Genomic DNA, 21,659 nt, shown 5'->3' on the forward strand with positions numbered 1-21,659 from the left:
CGCCAGCCTCGAACGCGAGGCGGCGCCTTCGCCTTCATTTATAGGGGACTTCGATGTCCGTACGACGCACACGCAAAGACGATGGCAGCCAATGGACAGTTGCGGACAGCCGCAGTGTTTACGGGATTCGCCATTGGGGGGCCGGGTATTTCGCGATCAATGATGCCGGTCGCGTTGAAGTCCGTCCGAACGGCCCGAACAGCACACCCGTCGACCTTTACGAGCAAGTGGACGAGCTGCGCAAGAGCGGCCTTTCCCTGCCGCTGCTGGTGCGCTTTCCCGACATCCTGCAAGACCGTGTACGCCAGCTGACCGGCGCTTTCGACGCCAACATCGAGCGCCTGGAATACCAGAGCAAGTACACCGCGCTGTACCCGATCAAGGTGAACCAGCAGGAAGCGGTGATCGAGAACATCATCGCCACCCAGAACGTTTCCATTGGCCTCGAAGCCGGCTCCAAGCCTGAGCTGCTGGCCGTGCTGGCCCTGGCGCCGAAGGGCGGCACCATCGTCTGCAACGGTTACAAGGACCGCGAGTTCATCCGCCTGGCGCTGATGGGCCAGAAGCTCGGCCACAACGTATTTATCGTGATCGAGAAAGAATCCGAGGTTGAACTGGTGATCGAAGAGGCCGCCAGCCTCAAGGTCAAGCCACAGGTGGGCCTGCGCGTGCGCCTGTCGTCCCTGGCGTCAAGCAAGTGGGCGGACACCGGTGGCGAGAAGTCCAAGTTCGGGTTGTCGGCGGCGCAGCTGCTGTCGGTGGTCGAGCGCTTCCGCGCGGCGGGCCTGGACCAGGGCATCCGCCTGCTGCACTTCCACATGGGTTCGCAGATCGCCAACCTGGCCGACTACCAGCATGGGTTCAAGGAAGCCATTCGTTACTACGGCGAACTGCGCAACCTCGGCCTGCCGGTGGACCACATCGACGTGGGCGGCGGCCTGGGCGTGGACTACGACGGTACCCACTCGCGTAACGCCAGCTCGATCAACTACGACATGGACGACTACGCCGGTGTGGTCGTGGGCATGCTCAAGGAATTCTGCGACGCCCAGAGCCTGCCGCACCCGAATATCTTCTCCGAAAGCGGCCGCTCCCTGACCGCCCACCACGCCATGCTGGTGGTGCAGGTCACCGACGTCGAGAAGCATAACGACGAAATCCCGGTCATCGAAAACAAGGAAAGCCTGCCGGAAACCGTGCAATGGCTGGTGGACCTGCTCGGCCCGACTGATATCGAAATGGTCACCGAAACCTACTGGCGCGCCACCCACTACATGAGCGATGTGGCCACCCAGTACGCCGACGGCAAACTGACCCTGGCCGAGAAAGCCCTGGCCGAACAGTGCTATTTCGCCGTGTGCCGCCGCCTGCACAACTCGCTCAAAGCCCGCCAGCGCTCGCATCGCCAGGTGCTGGACGAACTCAACGACAAGCTGGCCGACAAGTACATCTGCAACTTCTCGGTGTTCCAGAGCCTGCCGGACACCTGGGCCATCGGCCAGGTCCTGCCGATCCTGCCGCTGCACCGTCTCGACGAAGAGCCGCTGCGCCGTGCTGTGCTGCAAGACCTGACCTGCGACTCCGACGGCAAGATCAAGCAGTACGTCGACGAGCAGAGCATCGAGACCAGCCTGCCGGTGCACGCCTTGAATGAAGGCGAAGACTACCTGCTGGGCATCTTTCTGGTGGGCGCCTACCAGGAAATCCTTGGCGACATGCACAACCTGTTCGGTGACACCGACTCGGTGAACATCTACCAGCGTGAAGACGGTTCGGTGTACAGCGCCGGCATCGAGACCCACGACACCATCGAAGACATGCTGCGCTACGTGCACTTGTCGCCGGAGGAGTTGATGACTCACTACCGTGACAAGTGCGCCAGCGCGAAGATCAGTGCCAGTGAGCGTACGCAGTTCCTCGACGCCTTGCGTCTGGGCCTGACGCGTTCGTCCTACCTGTCGTCCTGATGCTGGGTTGAACGATGCGCGGGGATACCCGCGCGTCGTATCGGTGGGTGGTTCAGTACGTGACCAGGCAGAGCTTGACCGAGCATTGGCCTGGGTTGAACTGAAAGACAACCCGGTCAAGTTTGTCGGCACCGGTGGTGGTGGGCGCCACCGTGACATTTTGGCTGTTAAAGGGCAGTTCAATATTTGCACCTGGAGCGAGGGCGTGTCGCTCGGTTCCCTGGATGAGTGTCAGATTGGACTGGCTACTGTTTGTAACTCGCAGTCTGTCCTCGGTAGTGTTCGGCCCTTGCCCATTGCTGCATCCCGCGATGCTCGCCAGTGTGCAAGCCGTAGCGATCCACAGTGCTTTCGTGATGTTCATATCCGACTCTCCTTGAATCTATGGGATGGGTTTTACCCATGGCCATTCAACGCCCGGAATGTCGGTCTGTAACCTGTCAGAACTAACAGGTAGGTTCAGTCGGCACGGGCACCGAACCACTCCCCCCGCTGCTTGAGCCGCCAGGCAATGACCCCCAGGGTCAGGCTGCGCAAGGCCATGAACAGCAGGAATGTCATCCACAGCCCGTGGTTGCCCAGGCCTTGCAGTGCCCAGGCAAAGGGCAACACCATCAGCACCGTCAGCAACATGCCATTGCGCATTTCCTTGGCGCGCGTAGCGCCGATAAACAACCCATCCAACAGATAACTCCACACCGCAATCAACGGCAGTACCGCCAGGTACGGCAGGTAGAGATCGGCGGTTTCGCGCACGCTGGGGATATCGGTCTGCATGGCAATAAACAGGTGGCCGGCGAGGGTGAACAGTAGGGCAAACCCCAGACTGGCGATCAGCGACCAACCGCCGGCAACCACCAGCGAACGGCGCAGGGCCGGGCGGTCACGGGCGCCAATGGCGTGTCCGCACAGCGCCTCGACGGCGTGGGCCAAGCCGTCCAGCGCATGAGCGGTCAGCAGCAGGCCGTTGAGCAACAGCGCGTTGGCCGCCACGGTGGCATCGCCCAGGCGTGCGCCTTGTACCGTGATCATGAAAAACACCGACTGCAGCGCCAGGCTGCGGATAAAGATGTCGCGGTTCACCGCCAGCAACGGGCGCCAGCTTTGCCACCGTTTCAACGCAGCCCAGGCGATATGCCCGGGGTAGGCGCGCAGGGCTTTTTGCGTGAGAGCAAGGCCGAGGAGGGCGCCGGTCCATTCGGCGATCACCGATGCGCGGGCCGAGCCGACCACGCCCCAGTCCAGGCCCAATACGAACCACAGGTTCAGGGCGATGTTCACCAGGTTGGTGGTCAACAGGATTGCCAATGGCGCCCGGGCGTTTTGCGTGCCGAGAAACCAACCCACCAGCGCGTAGCTGGCCAGGGCGGCGGGCAGGCCGAACAGGCGGGTGTGGAAGAACTCGCGGGTCAATTGGTTGAGTTCGGGGGACGGTTGCATCCATTCCAGGGCCAGATGGCTCAGCGGAATGCCGACGGTCCCCAGCAACATCGCCAACCCCAGCGCCAGCAGCAAACCTTGCAGCAGGATCTGTCGCAGTGCCGCACCATCCTTGCGCCCGGCGGCCTGGGCGGCGAAACCGGTGGAACCCATGCGCAGAAAACCCATGGCCCAGGCGAGGAAGGTATACAAGCTGGCACCGACGGCCACGGCGCCCAGCTGGTGAGCGTGGGGCAGGTGGCCGATGACCATGCTGTCGACCAGTGCCACCATCGGCACGGAGATGTTCGAAAGAATCATCGGCGCGGCCAAAGCCCATACGCGGCGATGGGTAGGGCGGTCGCGCCAGTCGGTCAGTAAGGTGGACATGCAGGCTCCTTGGGGGAGCGGCATTGTAACCGTCCATTGGCAGCGCAACAGGGCCAATGTGGAATGGAGCCCTATGCCTGTGGGATTTGGCTGGGACTTGAGACCGTTGAGAACCAACTCACCCTCCGTCGGTCAATGTGACCAGCGCCACATCGGCTTGGCCGGCGCTGATATATAGTTCACCCCTCGGTTCCCTCTGACTACGAGTGCCCCATGCTTAACAAAGGATTGTTCCTGGCCTGCGCGCTGGCCCTGCTGAGCGCCTGCGATTCTTCCGATAAACCGGCAGCACCGCCTGCGCCTACCGTGGCGACGGCGCCGAAACCGGCCAAGGCCGCGGTGGATGTGGCGGCGCTCAAGCAGCGTTATGCCGGGCGTGAGTTGAGTGTGGTGGACGTATCCGAGGTGCAGTTGGACGGCGCCAGCACCTTGTCGGTGAGTTTTTCCATTCCGTTGGATCCGGAGCAGAAGTTTGCCGACAAACTCCATCTGGTCGACAGCAAGTCCGGCAAGGTCGATGGCGCCTGGGAGCTGTCCGATAACCTCATGGAGCTGCGCCTGCGTCACCTGGAACCCCAGCGCAAACTGGTGCTGACGGTGGATGCCGGGGTGAAGGCGGTCAACGCCAACACGCTCGCCGCCGAGTACATCGCGCGCCTGGAAACCCGTGACCTGCAAGCCACCGTCGGCTTCGCCAGCCGTGGCACATTGTTGCCGACGCGCCTGGCCGAAGGCCTGCCGGTGATCGCATTGAACGTCGACAAGATCGACGTTGAATTCTTCCGTATCAAACCCGAATCCCTGCCGTCGTTCCTGGCGCAGTGGGGGCGCAATACCAGCCTGCAAAGTTATGAATCCCGCGAACTGCTGCCGCTGGCCGACCTGGTCTACGGCGGCCGTTTCGACCTGAACCCGGCGCGCAATACCCGTGAAACCTTGCTGCTGCCGATCGCCGGCCTCAAGCAATTGCAGCAACCGGGCGTGTACCTGGCGGTGATGCGCGCTTCGGGCACCTACAACTATTCGCAACCGGCCACGCTGTTTACCTTGAGCGATATCGGCCTGTCGGTGCACCGCTACGCCAATCGCCTGGATGTGTTTACCCAGGCGCTGGAAGGTGGCAAGGCGTTGGATGGCGTCGACCTTGAAGTGCTCGATGCCGACGGCCGTGTGCTGGGCCAGGGCAAGACCGAAAAGGGCGGCCACGCTGAGTTGCCGTTGCCGAAAAAGGCCCAGGTGCTGCTGGCCAAACAGGGCGAGCAGACCAGTCTGCTGCGCCTGGACAGTGCCGCGCTGGATCTGGCCGAGTTCGATATCGGCGGCCAACCTTCCCATCCGTTGCAGTTCTTTGTGTTCGGCCCGCGCGACCTGTATCGCCCTGGCGAAACCGTGCTGCTCAACGCCCTGCTGCGGGACAAGGACGGCAACGCGGTCAAGCCGCAGCCGGTGAGCGTCGAAGTGCGTCGCCCGGATGAACAGGTGAGCCGCAAGTTCGTCTGGGATGCCGATGCCTCCGGCCTCTATCAATATCAACTGCAGCTGGCCGGCGAAGCGCCGACCGGGCGCTGGCAGTTGGTGTTCGACCTGGGTGATGGCAAGCCGCAGCTGTATGAATTCCTCGTCGAAGACTTCCTGCCCGAGCGCCTGGCGCTGGAACTCAAGGGCAGCGACACGGCATTGAGCCCGGCGGATAACCCGGTGATCAAGGTCAACGGTCGCTACCTCTATGGTGCGCCGGCGTCGGGCAACCGCGTCAGCGGGCAAGTCTATGTGCGACCGTTGCGCGAAGCGGTCAAGTCGCTGCCGGGCTATCAATTCGGATCCGTCACCGAAGAGGAACTGAGCCAGGACTTCGAGCTGGACGAAAGCGTGCTCGACGCCAAGGGCCAGGAAGAACTGACCCTGGAAAGCAAATGGGCCGAGGCCAAATCCCCCCTGCAACTGATCGTGCAGGCCAGCCTGCACGAGTCGGGCGGGCGGCCGATCACCCGGCGCCTGGTGCAGCCGATCTGGCCCGCCGAGCAACTGCCGGGCCTGCGTGGCCTGTTTGACGGCAAGGAAACCAATGGCGACGGCCCGGCGGAATTCGAAGTGCTGCTGGCCAACCAGGACGGGCAGAAACTCGCCGCGCAAGACCTCAAGGTCCGCCTGGTACGCGAGCGCCGTGACTACTACTGGAACTACTCCGACAGCGATGGCTGGAGCTATCACTACAACGAAAAATTCCTCAACCTCGACGAACAGACCCTGAACATCAAGGCCGGCGATACCGCCAAGGTCAGCTTCCAGGTGGAGTGGGGGCCGTACCGCGTCGAGGTCGAAGACCCGCAGACCGGCCTGGTCAGCAGCCTGCGCTTCTGGGCCGGCTACCAGGCCCAGGACAACACCGAAGGCGGCGCCGTACGGCCCGATCAGGTCAAGCTGGCGCTGGATAAACCCGCCTATGGCGACGGCGACACCGCCAACGTCACGGTCACGCCGCCGGCTGCCGGTAAAGGCTACCTGCTGGTGGAGTCCGCCGAAGGGCCGCTGTGGTGGCAGGAAATCGACGTGCCGGCCGAAGGCAAAAGCTTTGCCGTGAAGCTTGATCCGAAATGGTCGCGCCATGACCTGTACGTCAGCGCCCTGGTGGTTCGTCCCGGCGAGCGCAAAGCCAATATCACCCCCAAGCGCGCGGTAGGCCTGCTGCATCTGCCGCTGGATCGCACCCAGCGCAAGCTTGGCGTGACCCTGACCGCGCCGGAAAAAATGCGCCCCAAACAACCGCTGACGGTGAACATCGCCGCCAAAAACGCCGATGGCAGCGTGCCGAAACAGGTGCACGTGCTGGTGGCGGCGGTGGACGTGGGCATCCTCAATATCACCGAATACCCGACGCCGGACCCGTACTCCAGCCTGTTCGGCCGCAAGGCCTATGGCGTGGACCAGTTCGATATCTACGGCCAGTTGATCGAAGCCGGGCAGGGCCGCCTGGCCAGCCTGGCCTTTGGCGGCGACGCCGCGCTGGCCAAGGGCGGCAAGCGTCCGGACACCAGTGTGACCATCGTCGCCCTGCAAAGCGCGCCGGTGACCTTGAATGAGCAGGGCGAGGGTGAAGTCAGCGTCAACATCCCCGACTTCAACGGCGAACTGCGCCTGATGGCCCAGGCCTGGAGCGACGACCGCTACGGCATGGCCGAAGGCAAGACCGTGATCGCCGCGCCGCTGATCGCCGAGCTGTCGGCCCCGCGCTTCCTCGCCGGCGGTGACCAGACGACGTTGGCCCTGGACCTGTCCAACCTGTCGGGCAAGGCGCAGAAACTGGATGTGCAACTGAGTGCCGAAGGGCAGTTGGAGCTGGTCAACACGGGCGCTCAAGCCGTCGAGCTCAAGCAAGGCCAGCGCACTACCCTGCGTATCCCGGTGAAAGCCTGGGGTGGCTTGGGTCAAGGCAAGGTGAAGGTCACGGTCAATGGCCTGGACCTGCCCGGTGAGAACCTGCCGCCGTTCAGCCGCGAATGGACCCTGGGTGTGCGCCCGGCCTACCCGGCGTTGCTCAGGCATTACCGCGCGGTGCTCAAGGGCGAGCCGTGGAGCCTGCCCGCCGGCGCATTGGATCAATTCGATGCCTCTGGGCGTGAGGCGCTGCTGAGCCTGTCGAGCCGGCCGCCGCTGAACCTGGGTGCGCAGATCTCGGCGCTCAAGGCCTACCCTTATGGTTGCCTGGAGCAGACCGCCAGTGGTCTGTACCCGTCGCTGTACGCCGACGACGCGCTGCTCAAGCGCTTGAGCATCAAGGGCGAGCCGGATGCCGAGCGCAAACGCAAGATCGAGCTGGGCATCGAACGCCTGCTGGGCATGCAGCGCTACAACGGCAGCTTCGGTTTGTGGGGCGCCGATGGCGAAGAGGAATATTGGCTGACGGCTTATGTCACCGACTTCCTGTTGCGTGCCCGTGACCAGGGCTTCGCGGTACCGCCTGAAGCGCTGAAAAAAGCCAGCGAGCGCCTGCTGCGCTATGTGCAGGAGCGCAACCTGATCGAAGTCGACTACAGCGACAACGCTGACCACACGCGCTTTGCCGTGCAGGCCTACGCCGGCATGGTACTGGCGCGCAGTCAGCAGGCGCCGTTGGGGGCGCTGCGCAGTATTTTCGAGCGGCGCAGCGACGCGCGTTCCGGGTTGCCGTTGGTGCAGTTGTCCATCGCATTACAGAAGATGGGTGACCAGCCCCGTGCGGATCAAGCCTTGCTGGCCGGCCTGGCGGCGCAACGCAGCGCCAAGGAATGGCTGGCTGACTACGGCAGCCCGCTGCGCGATCAGGCGATGATCCTGGCGTTGCTGGAAGAAAACGACTTGGCCAAGGGCAAGCGTGAGGAGCGTTTGTTTAGCCTGTCGGACCAATTGGCGGCCAGCCCGTACCTGTCGACCCAGGAGCGCAACTCGCTGTTCCTGGCCGGGCGCCTGGGGTTTGCCCAGCCCGAGTCGGCCTGGAAGGTCCTGCTCAATGGCAGCGGTGGGGAACATGAGCTGAACAATCAACAGTCGACGCTGGACCTGGAAGGCAAGCTGCTTTCTGGCGATCTGAACCTGACCAATCAGGGCGATGTGCCGGTCTACCAGCAACTGACGATCTCGGGTTATCCCCAGGTGCCACCGACACCGGGTGGCGACAACCTGAGCATCCGCCGGGAATACCTGGGCATGAATGGCCAACCGCTGAACCTGCGCAACCTCAATAGCGGCGACCTGGTGCTGGTGCACCTGGCCGTGAGCGCCAGGCAGCGCGTGCCGGATGCCTTGGTGGTCGACCTGTTGCCGGCGGGCCTGGAGCTGGAAAACCAGAACCTGGCCCAAAGTGCCGCCAGCCTGGAAAACGCCAGCAGCCAGGTGAAGGAATGGCGCGGGTCGATGCAGAACGCGGCGCTCAAGCATCAGGAGTTTCGTGATGACCGTTACGTGGCGGCCATCAACCTTGACGGCGATGGCACCACGCACTTGCTGTACCTGGCCCGTGCCGTGACACCGGGCACTTACCGCGTGCCGCCGCCGCAGGTGGAGTCGATGTACCGGCCGAACTGGCAGGCAGTGGGGGAGACGCCGGCGGACCTGGTGATCAAGGGACGCTGAAATTTGACGGTTGATCACTGTAGGAGCGGGCTCGCTCCTACAGTGGCTGGGTGTTCTTGGGTTTAGTGCACGACCCAACTGAGCAGCCACAGGCCAAGTATCAGCCAGATCACCCCGAAGATAATCGAAGCGCGCATGAAGGCGCGTACGGCTGAGTACAGAAACAGCAGGCCGACGATCAGGGTGAGGATGCTGATGATCGAGGTGTCCATGCCCAATGTGCGTGACAGTCCTTCGACAAAGTTGCCGCCGGCGTGGGTCAAGGCTCCGAACAATCCGCTGAGCCCGTCGACGATAAAGCGGATGACGGAACCGAGCGCCTGGCCCAACCATTCGAAAAAGCTTTCTACCTGCATATGTGTGTCCTGATAAGAAGGTGGGCGTATCTGTGCCTTTGGTTGTTATTGCAACAGGCTAGTTCCCTACAAGCATAGAGGTTTGCCCGCTTGAATTTGCGTTTACTTGTCCGCTGGACCCTGGCGAGCCTGGTCTTGATGATTGCCCTGCTGTGGCTGGCCGATCGTATCTGGCCGTTGCCGTTGCCCAGGGACGACCTGGCGCGGGTGGTGCTGGCCGAGGATGGCACGCCGTTATGGCGGTTTGCCGATGCCAACGGCGTGTGGCGTTATCCGGTGCAAACCAGCGAAGTGTCGCCGTATTACCTCGATGCACTGCTCACCTACGAAGACCGCTGGTTCTATCAGCATCCCGGTGTTAACCCGTTGGCGCTGGTGCGGGCGACGTGGCAGAACCTGACGGGCGCGCGGGTGGTGTCGGGTGGCAGTACGTTGTCGATGCAGGTGGCGCGCCTGCTGGATCCTCACTCGCGGACCTTCCACGGCAAGTTGCGCCAACTGTGGCGCACGGCGCAGTTGGAGTGGCACCTGTCCAAGGAACAGATTCTCAACCTGTACCTGAACCGCGCACCGTTCGGCGGCACGTTGCAGGGCGTGGCGGCCGCCAGCTGGGCGTACCTGGGCAAGTCCCCGGCGCAACTGACCCACGCCGAAGCCGCTTTGCTCGCGGTATTGCCTCAGGCGCCGAGCCGCCTGCGCCCGGATCGCCACCCGCAGCGCGCCCAGGAGGCCCGCGACAAAGTACTGCGCCGCCTCGCCGAGTTCCAGGTGTGGCCACAAGCCGCCGTCGACGAAGCGCTGGAGGAGCCGTTGCTGCTCGCCCCGCGCCTGGAGCCGAGCCTGGCGCCGCTGCTTGCCCGCCGCCTTAACCGTCCGGACAGCCCGCCGCTGATTCGCACCACGCTGGATGCCACCCTGCAACGCCGTCTTGAAGACCTGTTGCTGGGCTGGCGTGCGCGGTTGCCGGAATACACCTCGGCCGCGATCCTGGTGGTGGAAGAAGAAAACATGGCCGTGCGCGCTTACCTGGGGTCAGTGGACATCAACGACGCCAAGCGCTTTGGCCATGTGGATATGATCAGCGCGCTGCGTTCGCCGGGCTCTACCTTGAAGCCGTTCCTGTATGGCATGGCCCTGGACGAGGGCCTGATTCACTCCGAATCGCTGCTGCAGGATGTGCCCCGGCGTTATGGCGATTATCGCCCGGGCAACTTTTCCATGGGCTTTACCGGCGCAGTGCCGGCGAGCACGGCGCTGTCCAGTTCGCTGAACCTGCCGGCGGTGCAGTTGCTGGAAGCGTACGGGCCCAAGCGGTTTGCCGCGCAGATGCGCATCGGCGGCGTGCCATTGGCCCTGCCGGCGTTGGCCGAGCCCAACCTGGCGCTGATCCTCGGCGGCGCGGGCAGCCGCCTGGAGGATCTGGTCAGCGGCTACAGCGCCTTCGCCCGCAACGGCAGGAGCGCCACCCTTCGATTGCAGCCGGACGATACGCTGAGAGAACGGCCCTTGCTGTCGCCAGGGTCCGCCTGGATTGTTCGGCGCATCCTCAGTGGCCAGGCGCGGCCTGATCGCGACCCGCGTGCCGAACTGGTGCAGCGCCCGGTCCTGGCCTGGAAAACCGGGACCAGCTACGGTTTTCGCGATGCCTGGGCGATTGGCGTGGGGCCGCGCTATTTGATCGGTGTGTGGATCGGTCGCCCGGACGGCACGCCGGTGCCGGGGCAGTTCGGTTTGGCCTCGGCGGCGCCGCTGATGTTGCAGGTGCATGACGTGCTGACCAATCGCGACAGCCAGCGCGGCATCAGCGCGCAGGTGGTGGCGGTGCCGACCAATGTCGGCGTGGCGGCGATTTGTTGGCCGCTGGGCCAGCCCATGAACCGCAGCGATCCGAATTGCCGCCGCCAGCGCTTTGCCTGGACCCTGGACAACACCACGCCGCCGACCTTGCAGGCGCTGGATCAGCCGTTGAGCGTGGGCTTGATGGAAAGCGTCTGGGTCAACGCCAAGGGCTTGAGGGTGGATGCCCATTGCCCTGGCGCGGTGTCTAAAAATATCGCCTTGTGGCCCGCGCCCCTGGAGCCATGGTTGCCCAGGATCGAGCGCCGTGAAGCGCGGATTCCCGCCGCCGACCCCGATTGCCCGCCACCGGCGCTGGCGGCGTCTTCGCCGCTGTCGATTGTCGGCGTGCGCGAAGGCGACCAACTGCGCCTGCCCGCCGCCAGCCAGCAAACCCTGCGCCTCAAGCTTTCCGCCCTGGGCGGCAGCGGCCGGCGCTGGTGGTTTCTCAACGGCGCCCCCCTGGGCGACAGCGCCAACCAGGACAGCATCAATGCCAGTTTCGAGCGCCTGGGCCGCTACCAACTCAGCGTCCTCGACGAAGCCGGCCAGACCGCCCGGCTCGAATTCAGCGTGGTGGATTAGGGCCTCATCAGGGGCAAGTCGAATCGTCGCACCACCGCTATTCACTTGCCTTCACTCTCCATCCCCCTGAAGCTATACCCATTCAGGAGCCCCCCATGAACCTCGAACACCTCACCGAACGCCTGCACCGCATTCGCGACACCAACGACTGGAAGCCATTCCACAGCCCGAAGAACCTGGCCATGGCCGCCAGCGTGGAAATGGCCGAACTGGTGGAAATCTTCCAGTGGCTCAGCGAAGACCAGTCCCGCCAGTTACCCGCCGACAAACTTGCCCACGCCGGCCAGGAAGTGGGCGATATCGTGCTGTACCTGCTGTTGCTGTGCAGCGAGCTGGGCCTGGACATGAACGAGGTGGTGCGCGCCAAACTGGCCGACAGCGAGCGGCGGTTTGCCCATGAGTGACCGGCATTTCGACCAGTTGGCCACGCGCTTCGCCGAGAAAATCTACGGTGGCGCAAAAGGCGCGATTCGCCTGGCAGTGCTCCAGGCCGACCTGGCTGAGGCCCTGCCGGAGCGCCCGTTACGCGTGCTGGATATCGGCGCGGGCCTGGGGCATATGTCGCTGTGGCTGGCCGAACGCGGCCATCAGGTGACCCTGGCCGAACCCGCCGAGCCGATGCTCGAGGGCGCGCGCCAACGCTTCGCCGAGGCCGGGCAGGACGCCACCTTTATCCACGCGCCGTGGCAAGACTTGCTCGGCCAGCTCACCGAGCCCTACGACCTGGTGCTTTGCCACGCCGTGCTGGAATGGCTGGCCGAACCCCACGGGATCCTGCCGGTGCTGCATCAGCTGACGCTGCCCGGTGGCTGGCTGTCGCTGGCGTTCTACAACCGCGATGCGCTGATTTATCGCAACCTGCTCAAAGGCCATTTCCGCAAGATGCGCAAGAATGACATGGCCGGCGAAAAGCAGAGCCTGACCCCGCAACAGCCCCTCGACCCGCGCGAGCTGGCGGCGCAACTCGAAGGGCTTTGGCAGGTCGAAAGCCAAAGTGGCGTGCGGGTATTCCACGACTATATGCCGGTGGAATTCCAGGCCCGCGCCGACTTGAAGGACCTTGTAGAGATGGAGCTCGCTCACCGTCGTCACCCAAGCTTTGCCGGACTTGGGCGTTATTTGCACTGGATCTGCCGTCCGGTATAAGCGGCCCAGTCTGCGGAGGTCGAAATGCGTCGTCTCTGTTTGATCCTGTTATCCCTCGGGCTGGGCGCCTGCTCCAGCCCCAACCCTTATGTGGCGGCTTCTGCGCCCATGCCACCGGCGCCCGCGCAGGCGGCCACGACCTTCGACGCCAGCGCCTACCCGGCACCGGTGCGCGACTATGGCGCCTACCGCAATTGGGCCTGGCGCAACGGCCAGCTCCCGGCCGGCACGGCCTGGGCGGACTCGGCGCAGGTCGCCGAAGCGGTTAGCGGTGCCCTCGACCAGCGCGGCCTGCGGCCCTTGCACGACAACCGCCCGGCGGACCTGCTGGTGAGCGCCGATGTACGCCTGGAGAAGCGTCTCAAGCAGGTCCAGGACGATTACGGCTACGGATACGGCGGCTATAACCGCTACGGCCCGGGCTACGGCATGTACAACTCGGTGCCGATCGTGCGCACCTATGAAGTTCAAGTGGTGGTGGTGCGGGTTAATCTGTTCGACGCCCGCAGCGGCCAGCCGGTGTGGAGTGCCAGCGCGGAAACCGGCAGCCAGGGCAGCCTCAGCGAGCGCGCGGATGCGTTGCGCCAGGCCGTGCAAAAGGCGATGACCGCCTATCCTCCGAGTTAATAGCTATTCTCATCTAAAGCTCGGTCCCTTGTTGGAGATCAACCATGTTTCGTCGTATCGCTACGCTAGCTTTTGTTGTGCTGCTGGGCGGTTGCCAGACCAGCCAGGTCAACCACGATTTTGATGCCAGCCGCGACTTCGGCGCCTACCGCAACTGGGCCTGGAAAGACCCGGCGCTGCAATACCGCCCCGATGATCCGCGGATCAAGAGCGACCTCACCGAACAACGCATCCGCCAGGCCGTGGGTGAACAGCTTGACCAGCGCGGCCTGCGCCCGGCAGCCGCAGGCACCCGGGCTGACCTGAACGTGCAGGCCTACCTGATCGTCGAAGACCGCCAGCAACAAGTCACCACCAACTATGGCGGCGCCTGGGGTGGCCCGTGGAACGGCTATTGGGGCGGGCCGATGTACAACGAAACACGCAACATCACCTACAAGGTGGCGACCATCCAGATCGACCTGCTCGACGGCAAGGACGGCAAGCTGGTGTGGCGCGGCAGTGATGAACAGATGATGAGCAGCACGCCCAACCCCCAGGATCGTAATAACGCGATTCGCACGACGGTGACCCGGATCCTCTCCAGCTACCCACCGCACTGACCGTTTGTAGCGACCGGCCGGCGCACCTGCCAAGCCTTGTCTACACTCCACGGCAACACGGAGAGTAAGCGCTAAGGAGTGCCTGATGTCTCCCCGACTCGGTTGCAGGCAGCGTGGTGCGATTGGCTTGATGGCAGCGGGCACCCTGGCGTTAGCGCTGGTGTTCCTGCTGCTGGCGGTGGACAGCGGCCGCCTCTACCTGGAAAAGCGCAAGCTGCAGTCCATTGCCGACACCGCCGCCCTGGAGGCCGCCGGGCGTGGTGGCCTGTGCAGCCCGACCACCAGCGCCAACGACTATGCCGTGCAGAACGCCGCGCGCAATGGCTTCACCGTGGTTGCCGGCGACAGCAGTCGTGGCCTGGCCGTGACCTGCGGCACATTGACGACCAATGCCGGCAACATCCGCGTATTCAGCGCCGACGCCAGCAAAAACGAGGCCATTCGGGTAGTGGCGACGCGCAGCGTAGTAACCAGCGTCGCCACGGGTATCTGGAATATGTTCAGCGGTACGCCGGCGTCCACCCAGATGACCCTGGCTGCCAGCGCCGTGGCCGCGTACGCGCCGCCAGTGGCGCAACTGACGATTCGCAGCAGCCTGGCGACGGTGGATTCGGCGAAGTCCCCGCTATTGAACATGGTCATTGGCAACCTGTTGGGCGGCAGCCTGTCGCTGACGGCGGCGGGCTGGAATGGCTTGCTGGCGACGAACCTCAACCTGCTCGGCTACCTGGACCAGTTGGCGATTGAGCTGAACGTGACGGCGGGTGACTACGATGCGCTGCTCAACACCGCCGTATCCGCCAACCAGCTGATCGATGCCGCGGTAAAGGTGCTGCAAAAAAACGGAGCGGTGGCGACGGCGGTCATCAACGATGTGATTTCATTGAAAGCCATCGCGCCCAATACCCAGCTGCTGAAAGTCGCAGACCTGCTGAAGGTTGCCAGCGGAACACCGGCCGCGGCGCTGAATACCAACGTGCAGTTGTTTCAATTGCTGGAGGCCGTGGCGCAGCTGTCCAATAGCAAGGGTGCGGTGAGTGCGGCCGCTCAGGTGAATATTCCCCTGGTGGGCAATGTCTCGATCCAGACCAAAGTCATCGAGCCGCCGCAATTGTCGGCCATCGGTAATCCGGCGAAGGCCAAGGCGGGGCTTCTGAATAACCCGCAGACGGATCAGATTGTTGTCCGAACCGCGCAAGTGCGCACATTGGTTACGGTGGATGCGCCGATCATCAAGCTGGTGTCGGGGGTTTCATCAATCCTGACCGGGTTGGCGACACCGGTGTCGAAGGTGGTCGGCGGCCTGTTGAACCTGAATATCCCGGCAGTGGTGGGCGGCGTGTTGTGCCTGGTGGCGTGTAACGTCACCGACGTGGATATCACACAATCACTGTCCATCTACATCGAGGCGGCCAGTGCGCAGAGTCAAGTCACGGACTACAGCTGTGCCACGCCGGCCACAAAGTCGCTAACGGTGCAGGCCACCACCGCCATGGCCACCCTGGGCTTGGGCTATGTCGACCCTGCCACCGCGTTTTCGTCATCGGCGCCAGTCACCGTGCAGCCGGTCAGGCTGATCGATTTTGGCCAGCGCTACTGCATTGTGCTGTCGCAGATATGTGGCACGCGTACAGCGGGTGTAGGCGGTGGTTTGAATGTGAAGGCGTTGTCTACCGTGGCGGCGCAGACCAGCTCGTTGCTGTTCTTACCGGTCGCCGATATGAATGCCGTGCCGACCTACAAAAGTCCACCCGGCACCGCCAATATCGTCAATAGCCTGGGAGCAACCCTGAGCGGCCTGCAGGCTACCTACGTACCGCCCAGCGGCAGCACGCCCGGTGCGGCGAACGGCACGGTTACGACGGCCCTGGCTACCATCACCAGCGCGGTGGTCACCCTTGTCCAGGACGTCCTGTCACCGCTGCTCGACCCCATTGTCAACACGCTGCTCTCGGCCCTGGGCATCAACCTGGGCAACGCCGAAGTCGGCGCCAACCTGACGTGTCAGATGGGCCGCGCCTACCTGGTGATCTGAACCACCGGCAGTTCCACACAAAACCGTGCGCCGTCCTCGCCATTGATCACGCTCAAGCGCCCACCCATGTTTTCCACGATCCCGTAGCTTACCGACAGCCCCAGGCCGGTCCCCACCCCAATCGGCTTGGTGGTAAAAAACGGCTCGAAAATCCTCTCCAATAATCGTGGGTCGATGCCGCCCCCGTTGTCCTCGACCCAGATGCGCACATGCCGGCTGTCGTGCTCGCAGTGCAGCGCAATCCAGGGGCGCGATTGCGCGGCTGTTTCGCGCTGGCTCAATAGCGCATCGCGGGCGTTGACCATCAGGTTGATCAACACCTGCTCAAGCTGGTCGACATGACCTTTGACCTGCACCCTGAAGTCCGCAGGTGTGATGCGCAGGTCCACGCCTTTGCCGCGCAGGCCTTCACTCAGCAGCGACAAGGTCCCTTCCACGGCTTGCACTGGGTCGAACGGTTGCTGTTCGATTTCCGAACGGCGGCCAAACACGCGCATATGGTCCACCACCCTCGCCGCGCGTTGCACTTGGGTGTCGATGCGCTTGAGTTTTTCGGTGAGGTAGTCGATCTGCGCGTCGCCGTTGGCCAGGCGCTTGAGCACATTGACGATCGCCATGCGCATCACGTTCAGCGGCTGGTTGATCTCATGGGCCAGGCCCGTGGCCATTTCGCCGAGGGTCGCCATCTTGGCGCTCTGGGTCAGTTGCTGCTGGGAGCGACGCACTTCGGTGTTGTCGCGGCCCACGGCCTGCACTTCCACCAGTTGACCTTGTTCATCAAACACACCACGGTCGGACCATACCCACCAGGCATGTTCGCGCCCGGGCAGCTGCAGGCTGATTTCGGCGGTGCTCACCGGAAACTCGGGGGTCAGTCGGCGGATGCGTTGGATAAATGCCTGGCGCTGTTCATCCGACAACCACGCGTCCAATTGCCGCCCCGGCAGTTGCGCGGGCAAGCACTCCAGGTAGTTGGCCAGCGGCGTGTTGCCAAACGTCAGGGTCAGGTCCGGGCGATAACGGCAGATCATTGCCGGCGAGTCTTCCACCAGGATGCGGTAGCGCTCTTCGCTCTGCCTGACCTGTTCGGCGGCCAGGGTCGCGTCGGTCACATCGAGCCATAGCCCCACGGCCTCCACCGGCAGGCCCAGGTCATCGCGCAGCAGCTTGGCCTCGTCGAGCAGCCAATGGTAGTCGCCGCGGGTGTCGCGCACCCGGTAGCGGCTGCGTACATTCCCTTCGCGTAGTAATTGACGGGTGCGTTGGAAGTACAACTCACGGTCTTCGGGATGGATCAACGAGGCCAGGCCGTCGTGGCTGCAATCGGCCAGGCTCCAGCCCAGCAGCGGCAACAGGCTGTCGCTGAAAAACGCCGGGTGCAGCGCGCCGCCGACGTAGCGCTGCACGTAGATCACCGCCGGTGAACTGGCGATCAGGTTATCCAGGCGTGCATGGGCGGCGGCGGCTTGCAGTTGCTGGTTCTTGATGTCGCTGATGTTGAGCATGAAACCGACCCAGCGCCGGTTGTCGCCCACGCCCAGTACCTGGCCCTGCACGCGATACCAGATGGGCGTGTGGTCCGCGTCACTGCCTGGCAGGCGCACGTTGGTCAGCAGGGGTTTGTCCAGTGCCTGCAGGTCTTGCAGGTGGCTGAGCAGTTCCTGGCGATCAGCGGGGTGGATCAGCTCCAGCCACAGGGCCAGTGCCTGGCGCGTGGCGCCGTGTTCCTGGCCCAGGCTATGCAACAACTGGGGAGCGAGCTGGATCTCCTGGGTGGCGGGCAGCAGTTCCCACCAGCCGGTGCCGAGCAGTTCTTGCAGGGCCTCCATGCGCTCCAGTTGCTGATGGCTGCGTTGTTCGCGCAGGCGGCTCAGCAGCGGGGCGGCGAGTGCGGCGGTGAGGTCCAGCCAGTCACGTTCGCGGGTGTGCGGTTCGCCGCCGTAGAAACCGCAGAGCAGCCAGGCCGCCACGCCCTGGCTGTCACGGTAGGGCACCAGAAAACCGTCGATATCGCCGAAAATGCTCTGCAGGCGGGGGTTGTCAATGCGCCCGTGGGCCAGGCTCAGGAGCGCGTTGCCGTTGACACTGTCCAGGCTGGCCCCCAGATGTTGGCCGGTTTGCCACAAGCCCGGGGCGTCGTGAGCGGTGTATTGGCTGTAGATCCGCCAACCCTGGTTGGTTTCATCGAGCAATGCCAGGGCCACACAGGGGATACGCCAGCGTTGGGCCAGGCTGCGCAGTTGCTCGTTGAACGTCTCGGGCAGGCGACTCAGGCTGCACACTCGCAACTGTTCGCTCATCCTGCAGGCGAGTTGGTGGTTCTGCTCGCGCTGTTCAGCCAGGTGGCGGCCGGCGAGCAAGTCGCTGATGTCCAGCAGGTGCAGCACCCAGCGGTCGCCCTCCGGCTCGACCCAGCCGCGGGTGGGCAGGACCTGGCCGGCAGAGCCCTTGAAGTCCAGGTCCAGGGTATGGCGTTGCCAGTCGGCAGGGCTGCCTTCGATACTCAAGGCGCTGCTGGCGCACAGCAACTCCCGCAGCAGCGGCCGTGCTTCACCCCCGACGGGCATGGCGAGTTGCGAACGCAGTGTGCCGCGGATGTCCACCACATGGCCTTGATGATCCAATAACACGCGCAGCCCTGCTGCAGGGACAGTGGGTGCCTCGAAGGCCTGGGTGCCGACACGGCCCCGCAGGCGCTCGAAGAAATTATTCCCCGCAGTCAAAACTGAAGACTCGAGCTGGCCGAAAGGTTGGTCGGCAGGTTCGGCACAGTGCCAATGCCTGGCACCACCAGCGCCGGGAATACGGAGTAGAGGTTGGAGGAGGGGTATTTGATCGTGACAGTCAGCGTGGTGCCGGTGTAGGTGGCGCTGATGAAGGACGGCTGGAACTGGAAGTTGGCGGGGATCCAGCTCAATTGCGCCGCTACCGCATCTTTCGCACGCTGGGTGACAAGGTTGGGGTAGGCCGATCCTGCCGCAACCGGGTCTACCGCCATGGCCTGGCGCACGGCCTCGGCCGCTGCCTGGTTGAACGACTGCATCAACAGCAGCGGCAGGCTGAAGCTGATCAAGCCATAGAACACCGCAAAAAAGATCCCGAAGACCAAGGCGAATTCGATCGCCGCAGCCCCTTTTTGCTTTGCCGGCAGGCCTGTTTTCATGACTGCGTCTACCCTGACGTCTACGACTCGATATCAGCATAGAATCATTCAGCGAAAAGGAACGTTTTTTACGTGATTCATGGCGTAGTGATAGTGATCTGGCTGGGAGTCTGTGCGGTGCAGGATATTCGCCGGCGACAGATCGCCAATGGCTTGACCCTGGGCGTGGCGTTGCTGGCGCTGTTATACCTGTTGTGCACAGGTGCCACCTGGCTGGGCGCGCCAGCGAGCGCCGGTCTCTTGGCGTTTGCCCTGGCACTGCTGTTGACCCTGCCGGGCTATGCGCTGGACCGCTTCGGTGCGGGCGACGTGAAGCTGCTCGCGGCGCTGGGCCTGGCCACCACGGTGGATCATGTGTTGTGGTCGCTGATCGGTGCCGCCATCACCCTGGTCGGCTGGTTGGTCGTTCGTCAACAGCTCGGTCCGCGCGCTGCTGATCGGGTACAAGGCCCGCCTGCCAAGCAGCCTTTCGCCGCGTTTTTATTCGCGGGTTTTGTGCTGTATGGGGTGTGGACCCTTTAGTCGCACAATGCCTCTATTGCTATGTACAGAGTCGGAAAGTAGGTCTACGTTTATGGAACGGATGTATAGGATTCTTCGTCCAAACGGATAGGTCAGTCTTTTGGCTTGCCAGGCATGGAGTCGCGTGTGAACAAGCTGAAATCGGCTGTAAAAGTGCTGGTGGTCGATGACCAACCGCTGATCGTGGAGGAACTCTGCGAATTTCTCGAAAGCAGTGGCTACCACTGCGTCCCGTGCGAATCCAGCCGCCAGGCCTTGCAGCGTTTCAGCGAGGACGCCGAGGTCGGCCTGGTGTTGTGTGACCTGCACATGCCGGACATGGATGGGATCGAGTTGGTGCAGTCGATGCAGAAGATCGCCGGCAAGCGGCGTGCGTTCGAGGCCATCATGCTCACCGGGCGTGCCGACAAACAGGACGTGATCAAGGCCCTGCGCGCGGGCATCTCGGATTACTACCAGAAGCCGATCAACCTCGATGAGTTGCTCGAGGGCCTGCAGCGCCAGGAAGCGGCGCTGGAAGAGCGGCAAAAGGAGCTGCAACTGGGGCACTTGAACCAGAAACTGCAGTACCTTTCCGAATCCATCAATGACTTGTACCAGGACCTCGACAAGGTACGGCGCGGCCCGCTGCAGGACGCTGACGCCGAGGGCGGGCAAGACGCCGGGCCGGCGCAGATTCCATCCATCTTCAACCAGTTGTCACCGCGTCAGATGGAGGTTGCGTGGCTGGTAGGCAAGGGCCAGACCAATTACCAGATCGCCTGCGAATTGGGCATCACCGAAAACACCGTCAAGCTGTATGTGTCCCAGGTGTTGCGCCTGACCCATATGCACAACCGCACCCAGCTGGCGCTGGCGTTGTCGCCAAGCCACTCGCCGATGCGCCAGCAGATGAGTGCGCACTGACGCACGGGGTTCATTGGCTCTTGCCGCCCGCCTCCGACTTGGTTTCAAAGAACTCCGGAATCGGGTGCTTGTGACTGTCCAGCCAACGCTGCAAGGCCTGCTCCTTTTCCGCCGGGGTGGTGCTCTGCGGTGTCGGCGAGGCTGCCCGCCCATCGACCTGCAACGCCATCCAGTTTTCCGTTTCGGCCTGCTGCGGGGACGAAGGCCCCGGTGGAATAGCCGAGGCGCTCAATGGCAGCAGCGCCAGACACACAACGTAATGGGCTTTCATCATCGACTCCTTACTTGATACTCACCGGCAGGGCATCGGCGGCCGTCGCGACGTTGCGCGCGGTCCTCGCTGAGTGCTTGAGCCGGGCCGCGCGGGCCTGTGCCTCGGTGACCTGGCCGGGGGTCAAACCCAGCTGGCTGACCACTCTGGCCGCTTGCCCCCAGTCATCCTGATAAATCAGCAAGGTCACCAGGTTGACCGCAGCCAGCGTGTCGCCCTGTTTGAGCTCGATAGCCGTCATGAACTCAAAGCGTGCGTCTTCCAGGCGCAATTGGTTGAGGTACACCACGCCCAGGTCATTGCGGATTTTTTCATCGGTGGGCGCCAGGCGCGCGGCCCTTTGCAGGTGAGTCATCGCCTGTGGGTGGTCGCCCTTGGCCGCTGCCAGTTGCCCCAGCCCATGTTCGCCTTCGGCGGTCATGCAAGTACCCAGCAGGCTGCGATACAAGGGTTCGGCCTCACTGCGGCCCAGCAAGCGAAAGTTACGGGCCTGGCGCTGGCGCACCTGGGGCAAGCTGTCGGGCAGGTTCTGCAGGTTGGCCAGGCTGGCGTGCAGCTTGCCCTCGTTGGCCAGGTCATCGGACAGGTTCAGCGTCAGTTCCTGCTCCGCACTGGGTTTGGCGCAACTGCCCGGCGAGGTCAGCGCGGCCCATGGGGTGTGGCCGTCGGTGGCGCATCCGCCGAGCATCAGCAGGGTCAGGCCGGCAATCAGTGGTTTCATCAAG

Annotated in this window: 17 protein-coding genes; 10 read left to right on the top strand and 7 right to left on the bottom strand. The window is 63.5% G+C overall.

Annotated elements, in window-relative coordinates; all coding sequences use genetic code 11:
* Window positions 1-53: 53 nt before the first annotated feature.
* Complete coding sequence (gene speA / locus J1N02_RS16765) at window positions 54-1,967, top strand: arginine decarboxylase (RefSeq protein WP_027607991.1); 1,914 nt, start codon at window positions 54-56, stop codon at window positions 1,965-1,967.
* A gap of 52 nt (window positions 1,968-2,019) precedes the next feature.
* On the opposite strand, the gene J1N02_RS16770 is transcribed toward speA, so the two are convergent.
* Together J1N02_RS16770 and J1N02_RS16775 are read right to left on the bottom strand one after the other, a co-directional pair.
* The gene (locus tag J1N02_RS16770; RefSeq protein ID WP_027607990.1) at window positions 2,020-2,331 is read right to left on the bottom strand and encodes a hypothetical protein; all 312 of its coding nucleotides are present in this window, start codon (window positions 2,329-2,331) and stop codon (window positions 2,020-2,022) included.
* A gap of 95 nt (window positions 2,332-2,426) precedes the next feature.
* Window positions 2,427-3,776, bottom strand: coding sequence for an MATE family efflux transporter (locus J1N02_RS16775; RefSeq protein WP_027607989.1), 1,350 nt, complete (start codon window positions 3,774-3,776; stop codon window positions 2,427-2,429).
* 213 nt (window positions 3,777-3,989) lie between these two features.
* On the opposite strand from J1N02_RS16775, the gene J1N02_RS16780 reads away from it, so the two are divergent.
* Entirely contained in the window at window positions 3,990-8,885 is a 4,896-nt protein-coding gene (locus J1N02_RS16780) for an alpha-2-macroglobulin (RefSeq protein ID WP_421147504.1), read from the top strand.
* A 62-nt stretch (window positions 8,886-8,947) separates the two neighbouring features.
* Here the strand turns inward: J1N02_RS16780 and J1N02_RS16785 are convergent, their stop codons facing one another.
* A complete protein-coding gene (locus tag J1N02_RS16785) occupies window positions 8,948-9,241 on the bottom strand; it encodes a hypothetical protein (protein ID WP_027607987.1) in 294 nt (97 codons plus the stop codon).
* 90 nt (window positions 9,242-9,331) lie between these two features.
* Between J1N02_RS16785 and pbpC the strand changes: the two genes are divergently transcribed.
* The 6 genes from pbpC to J1N02_RS16815 all read left to right on the top strand — a co-directional run bounded on the left by pbpC (window position 9,332) and on the right by J1N02_RS16815 (window position 16,072).
* Window positions 9,332-11,662, top strand: a complete 2,331-nt coding sequence (gene pbpC, locus J1N02_RS16790) for a peptidoglycan glycosyltransferase PbpC (RefSeq protein WP_081744491.1) — start codon at window positions 9,332-9,334, stop codon at window positions 11,660-11,662.
* 95 nt (window positions 11,663-11,757) lie between these two features.
* Window positions 11,758-12,066, top strand: coding sequence for a MazG-like family protein (locus J1N02_RS16795; RefSeq protein ID WP_027607985.1), 309 nt, complete (start codon window positions 11,758-11,760; stop codon window positions 12,064-12,066).
* Entirely contained in the window at window positions 12,059-12,808 is a 750-nt protein-coding gene (locus J1N02_RS16800) for a methyltransferase (protein ID WP_027607984.1), read from the top strand. The genes J1N02_RS16795 and J1N02_RS16800 overlap by 8 nt, the downstream gene beginning before the upstream one ends.
* A gap of 24 nt (window positions 12,809-12,832) precedes the next feature.
* Window positions 12,833-13,435 (top strand): DUF4136 domain-containing protein, encoded by a 603-nt coding sequence (locus tag J1N02_RS16805; protein ID WP_027607983.1) that lies wholly within the window; start codon window positions 12,833-12,835, stop codon window positions 13,433-13,435.
* 44 nt (window positions 13,436-13,479) lie between these two features.
* Window positions 13,480-14,037 (top strand): DUF4136 domain-containing protein, encoded by a 558-nt coding sequence (locus J1N02_RS16810; RefSeq protein WP_027607982.1) that lies wholly within the window; start codon window positions 13,480-13,482, stop codon window positions 14,035-14,037.
* An 85-nt stretch (window positions 14,038-14,122) separates the two neighbouring features.
* Window positions 14,123-16,072, top strand: a complete 1,950-nt coding sequence (locus J1N02_RS16815; protein WP_092358930.1) for a pilus assembly protein TadG-related protein — start codon at window positions 14,123-14,125, stop codon at window positions 16,070-16,072.
* Here the strand turns inward: J1N02_RS16815 and J1N02_RS16820 are convergent.
* Both J1N02_RS16820 and J1N02_RS16825 read right to left on the bottom strand, forming a co-directional pair.
* Window positions 16,057-18,795: a PAS domain-containing sensor histidine kinase gene (locus J1N02_RS16820; protein ID WP_092358928.1), complete on the bottom strand. Its 2,739-nt coding sequence runs from the start codon at window positions 18,793-18,795 to the stop codon at window positions 16,057-16,059. The genes J1N02_RS16815 and J1N02_RS16820 overlap by 16 nt on opposite strands.
* Window positions 18,792-19,235, bottom strand: coding sequence for a TadE/TadG family type IV pilus assembly protein (locus J1N02_RS16825; RefSeq protein ID WP_027607979.1), 444 nt, complete (start codon window positions 19,233-19,235; stop codon window positions 18,792-18,794). The genes J1N02_RS16820 and J1N02_RS16825 overlap by 4 nt, the downstream gene beginning before the upstream one ends.
* A gap of 72 nt (window positions 19,236-19,307) precedes the next feature.
* Between J1N02_RS16825 and J1N02_RS16830 the strand changes: the two genes are divergently transcribed.
* Together J1N02_RS16830 and J1N02_RS16835 are read left to right on the top strand one after the other, a co-directional pair.
* The gene (locus J1N02_RS16830) at window positions 19,308-19,757 is read left to right on the top strand and encodes a prepilin peptidase (protein ID WP_027607978.1); all 450 of its coding nucleotides are present in this window, start codon (window positions 19,308-19,310) and stop codon (window positions 19,755-19,757) included.
* Window positions 19,758-19,883: 126 nt separating this feature from the next.
* Window positions 19,884-20,663, top strand: coding sequence for a response regulator transcription factor (locus tag J1N02_RS16835; protein ID WP_092358926.1), 780 nt, complete (start codon window positions 19,884-19,886; stop codon window positions 20,661-20,663).
* 10 nt (window positions 20,664-20,673) lie between these two features.
* Here J1N02_RS16835 and J1N02_RS16840 read toward each other — a convergent pair whose 3' ends face one another.
* Both J1N02_RS16840 and J1N02_RS16845 read right to left on the bottom strand, forming a co-directional pair.
* Window positions 20,674-20,934 carry a DUF3613 domain-containing protein gene (locus J1N02_RS16840; protein WP_027607976.1) on the bottom strand — a complete coding sequence of 87 codons (261 nt, stop codon included), beginning with the start codon at window positions 20,932-20,934 and terminating at the stop codon, window positions 20,674-20,676.
* Between the two features lie 10 nt (window positions 20,935-20,944).
* Window positions 20,945-21,655: a tetratricopeptide repeat protein gene (locus J1N02_RS16845; protein WP_405126235.1), complete on the bottom strand. Its 711-nt coding sequence runs from the start codon at window positions 21,653-21,655 to the stop codon at window positions 20,945-20,947.
* Between the last annotated feature and the right edge of the window lie 4 nt (window positions 21,656-21,659).

The organism is Pseudomonas sp. NFX5, from assembly GCF_049132125.1.
Taxonomy (GTDB): domain Bacteria; phylum Pseudomonadota; class Gammaproteobacteria; order Pseudomonadales; family Pseudomonadaceae; genus Aquipseudomonas; species Aquipseudomonas marginalis.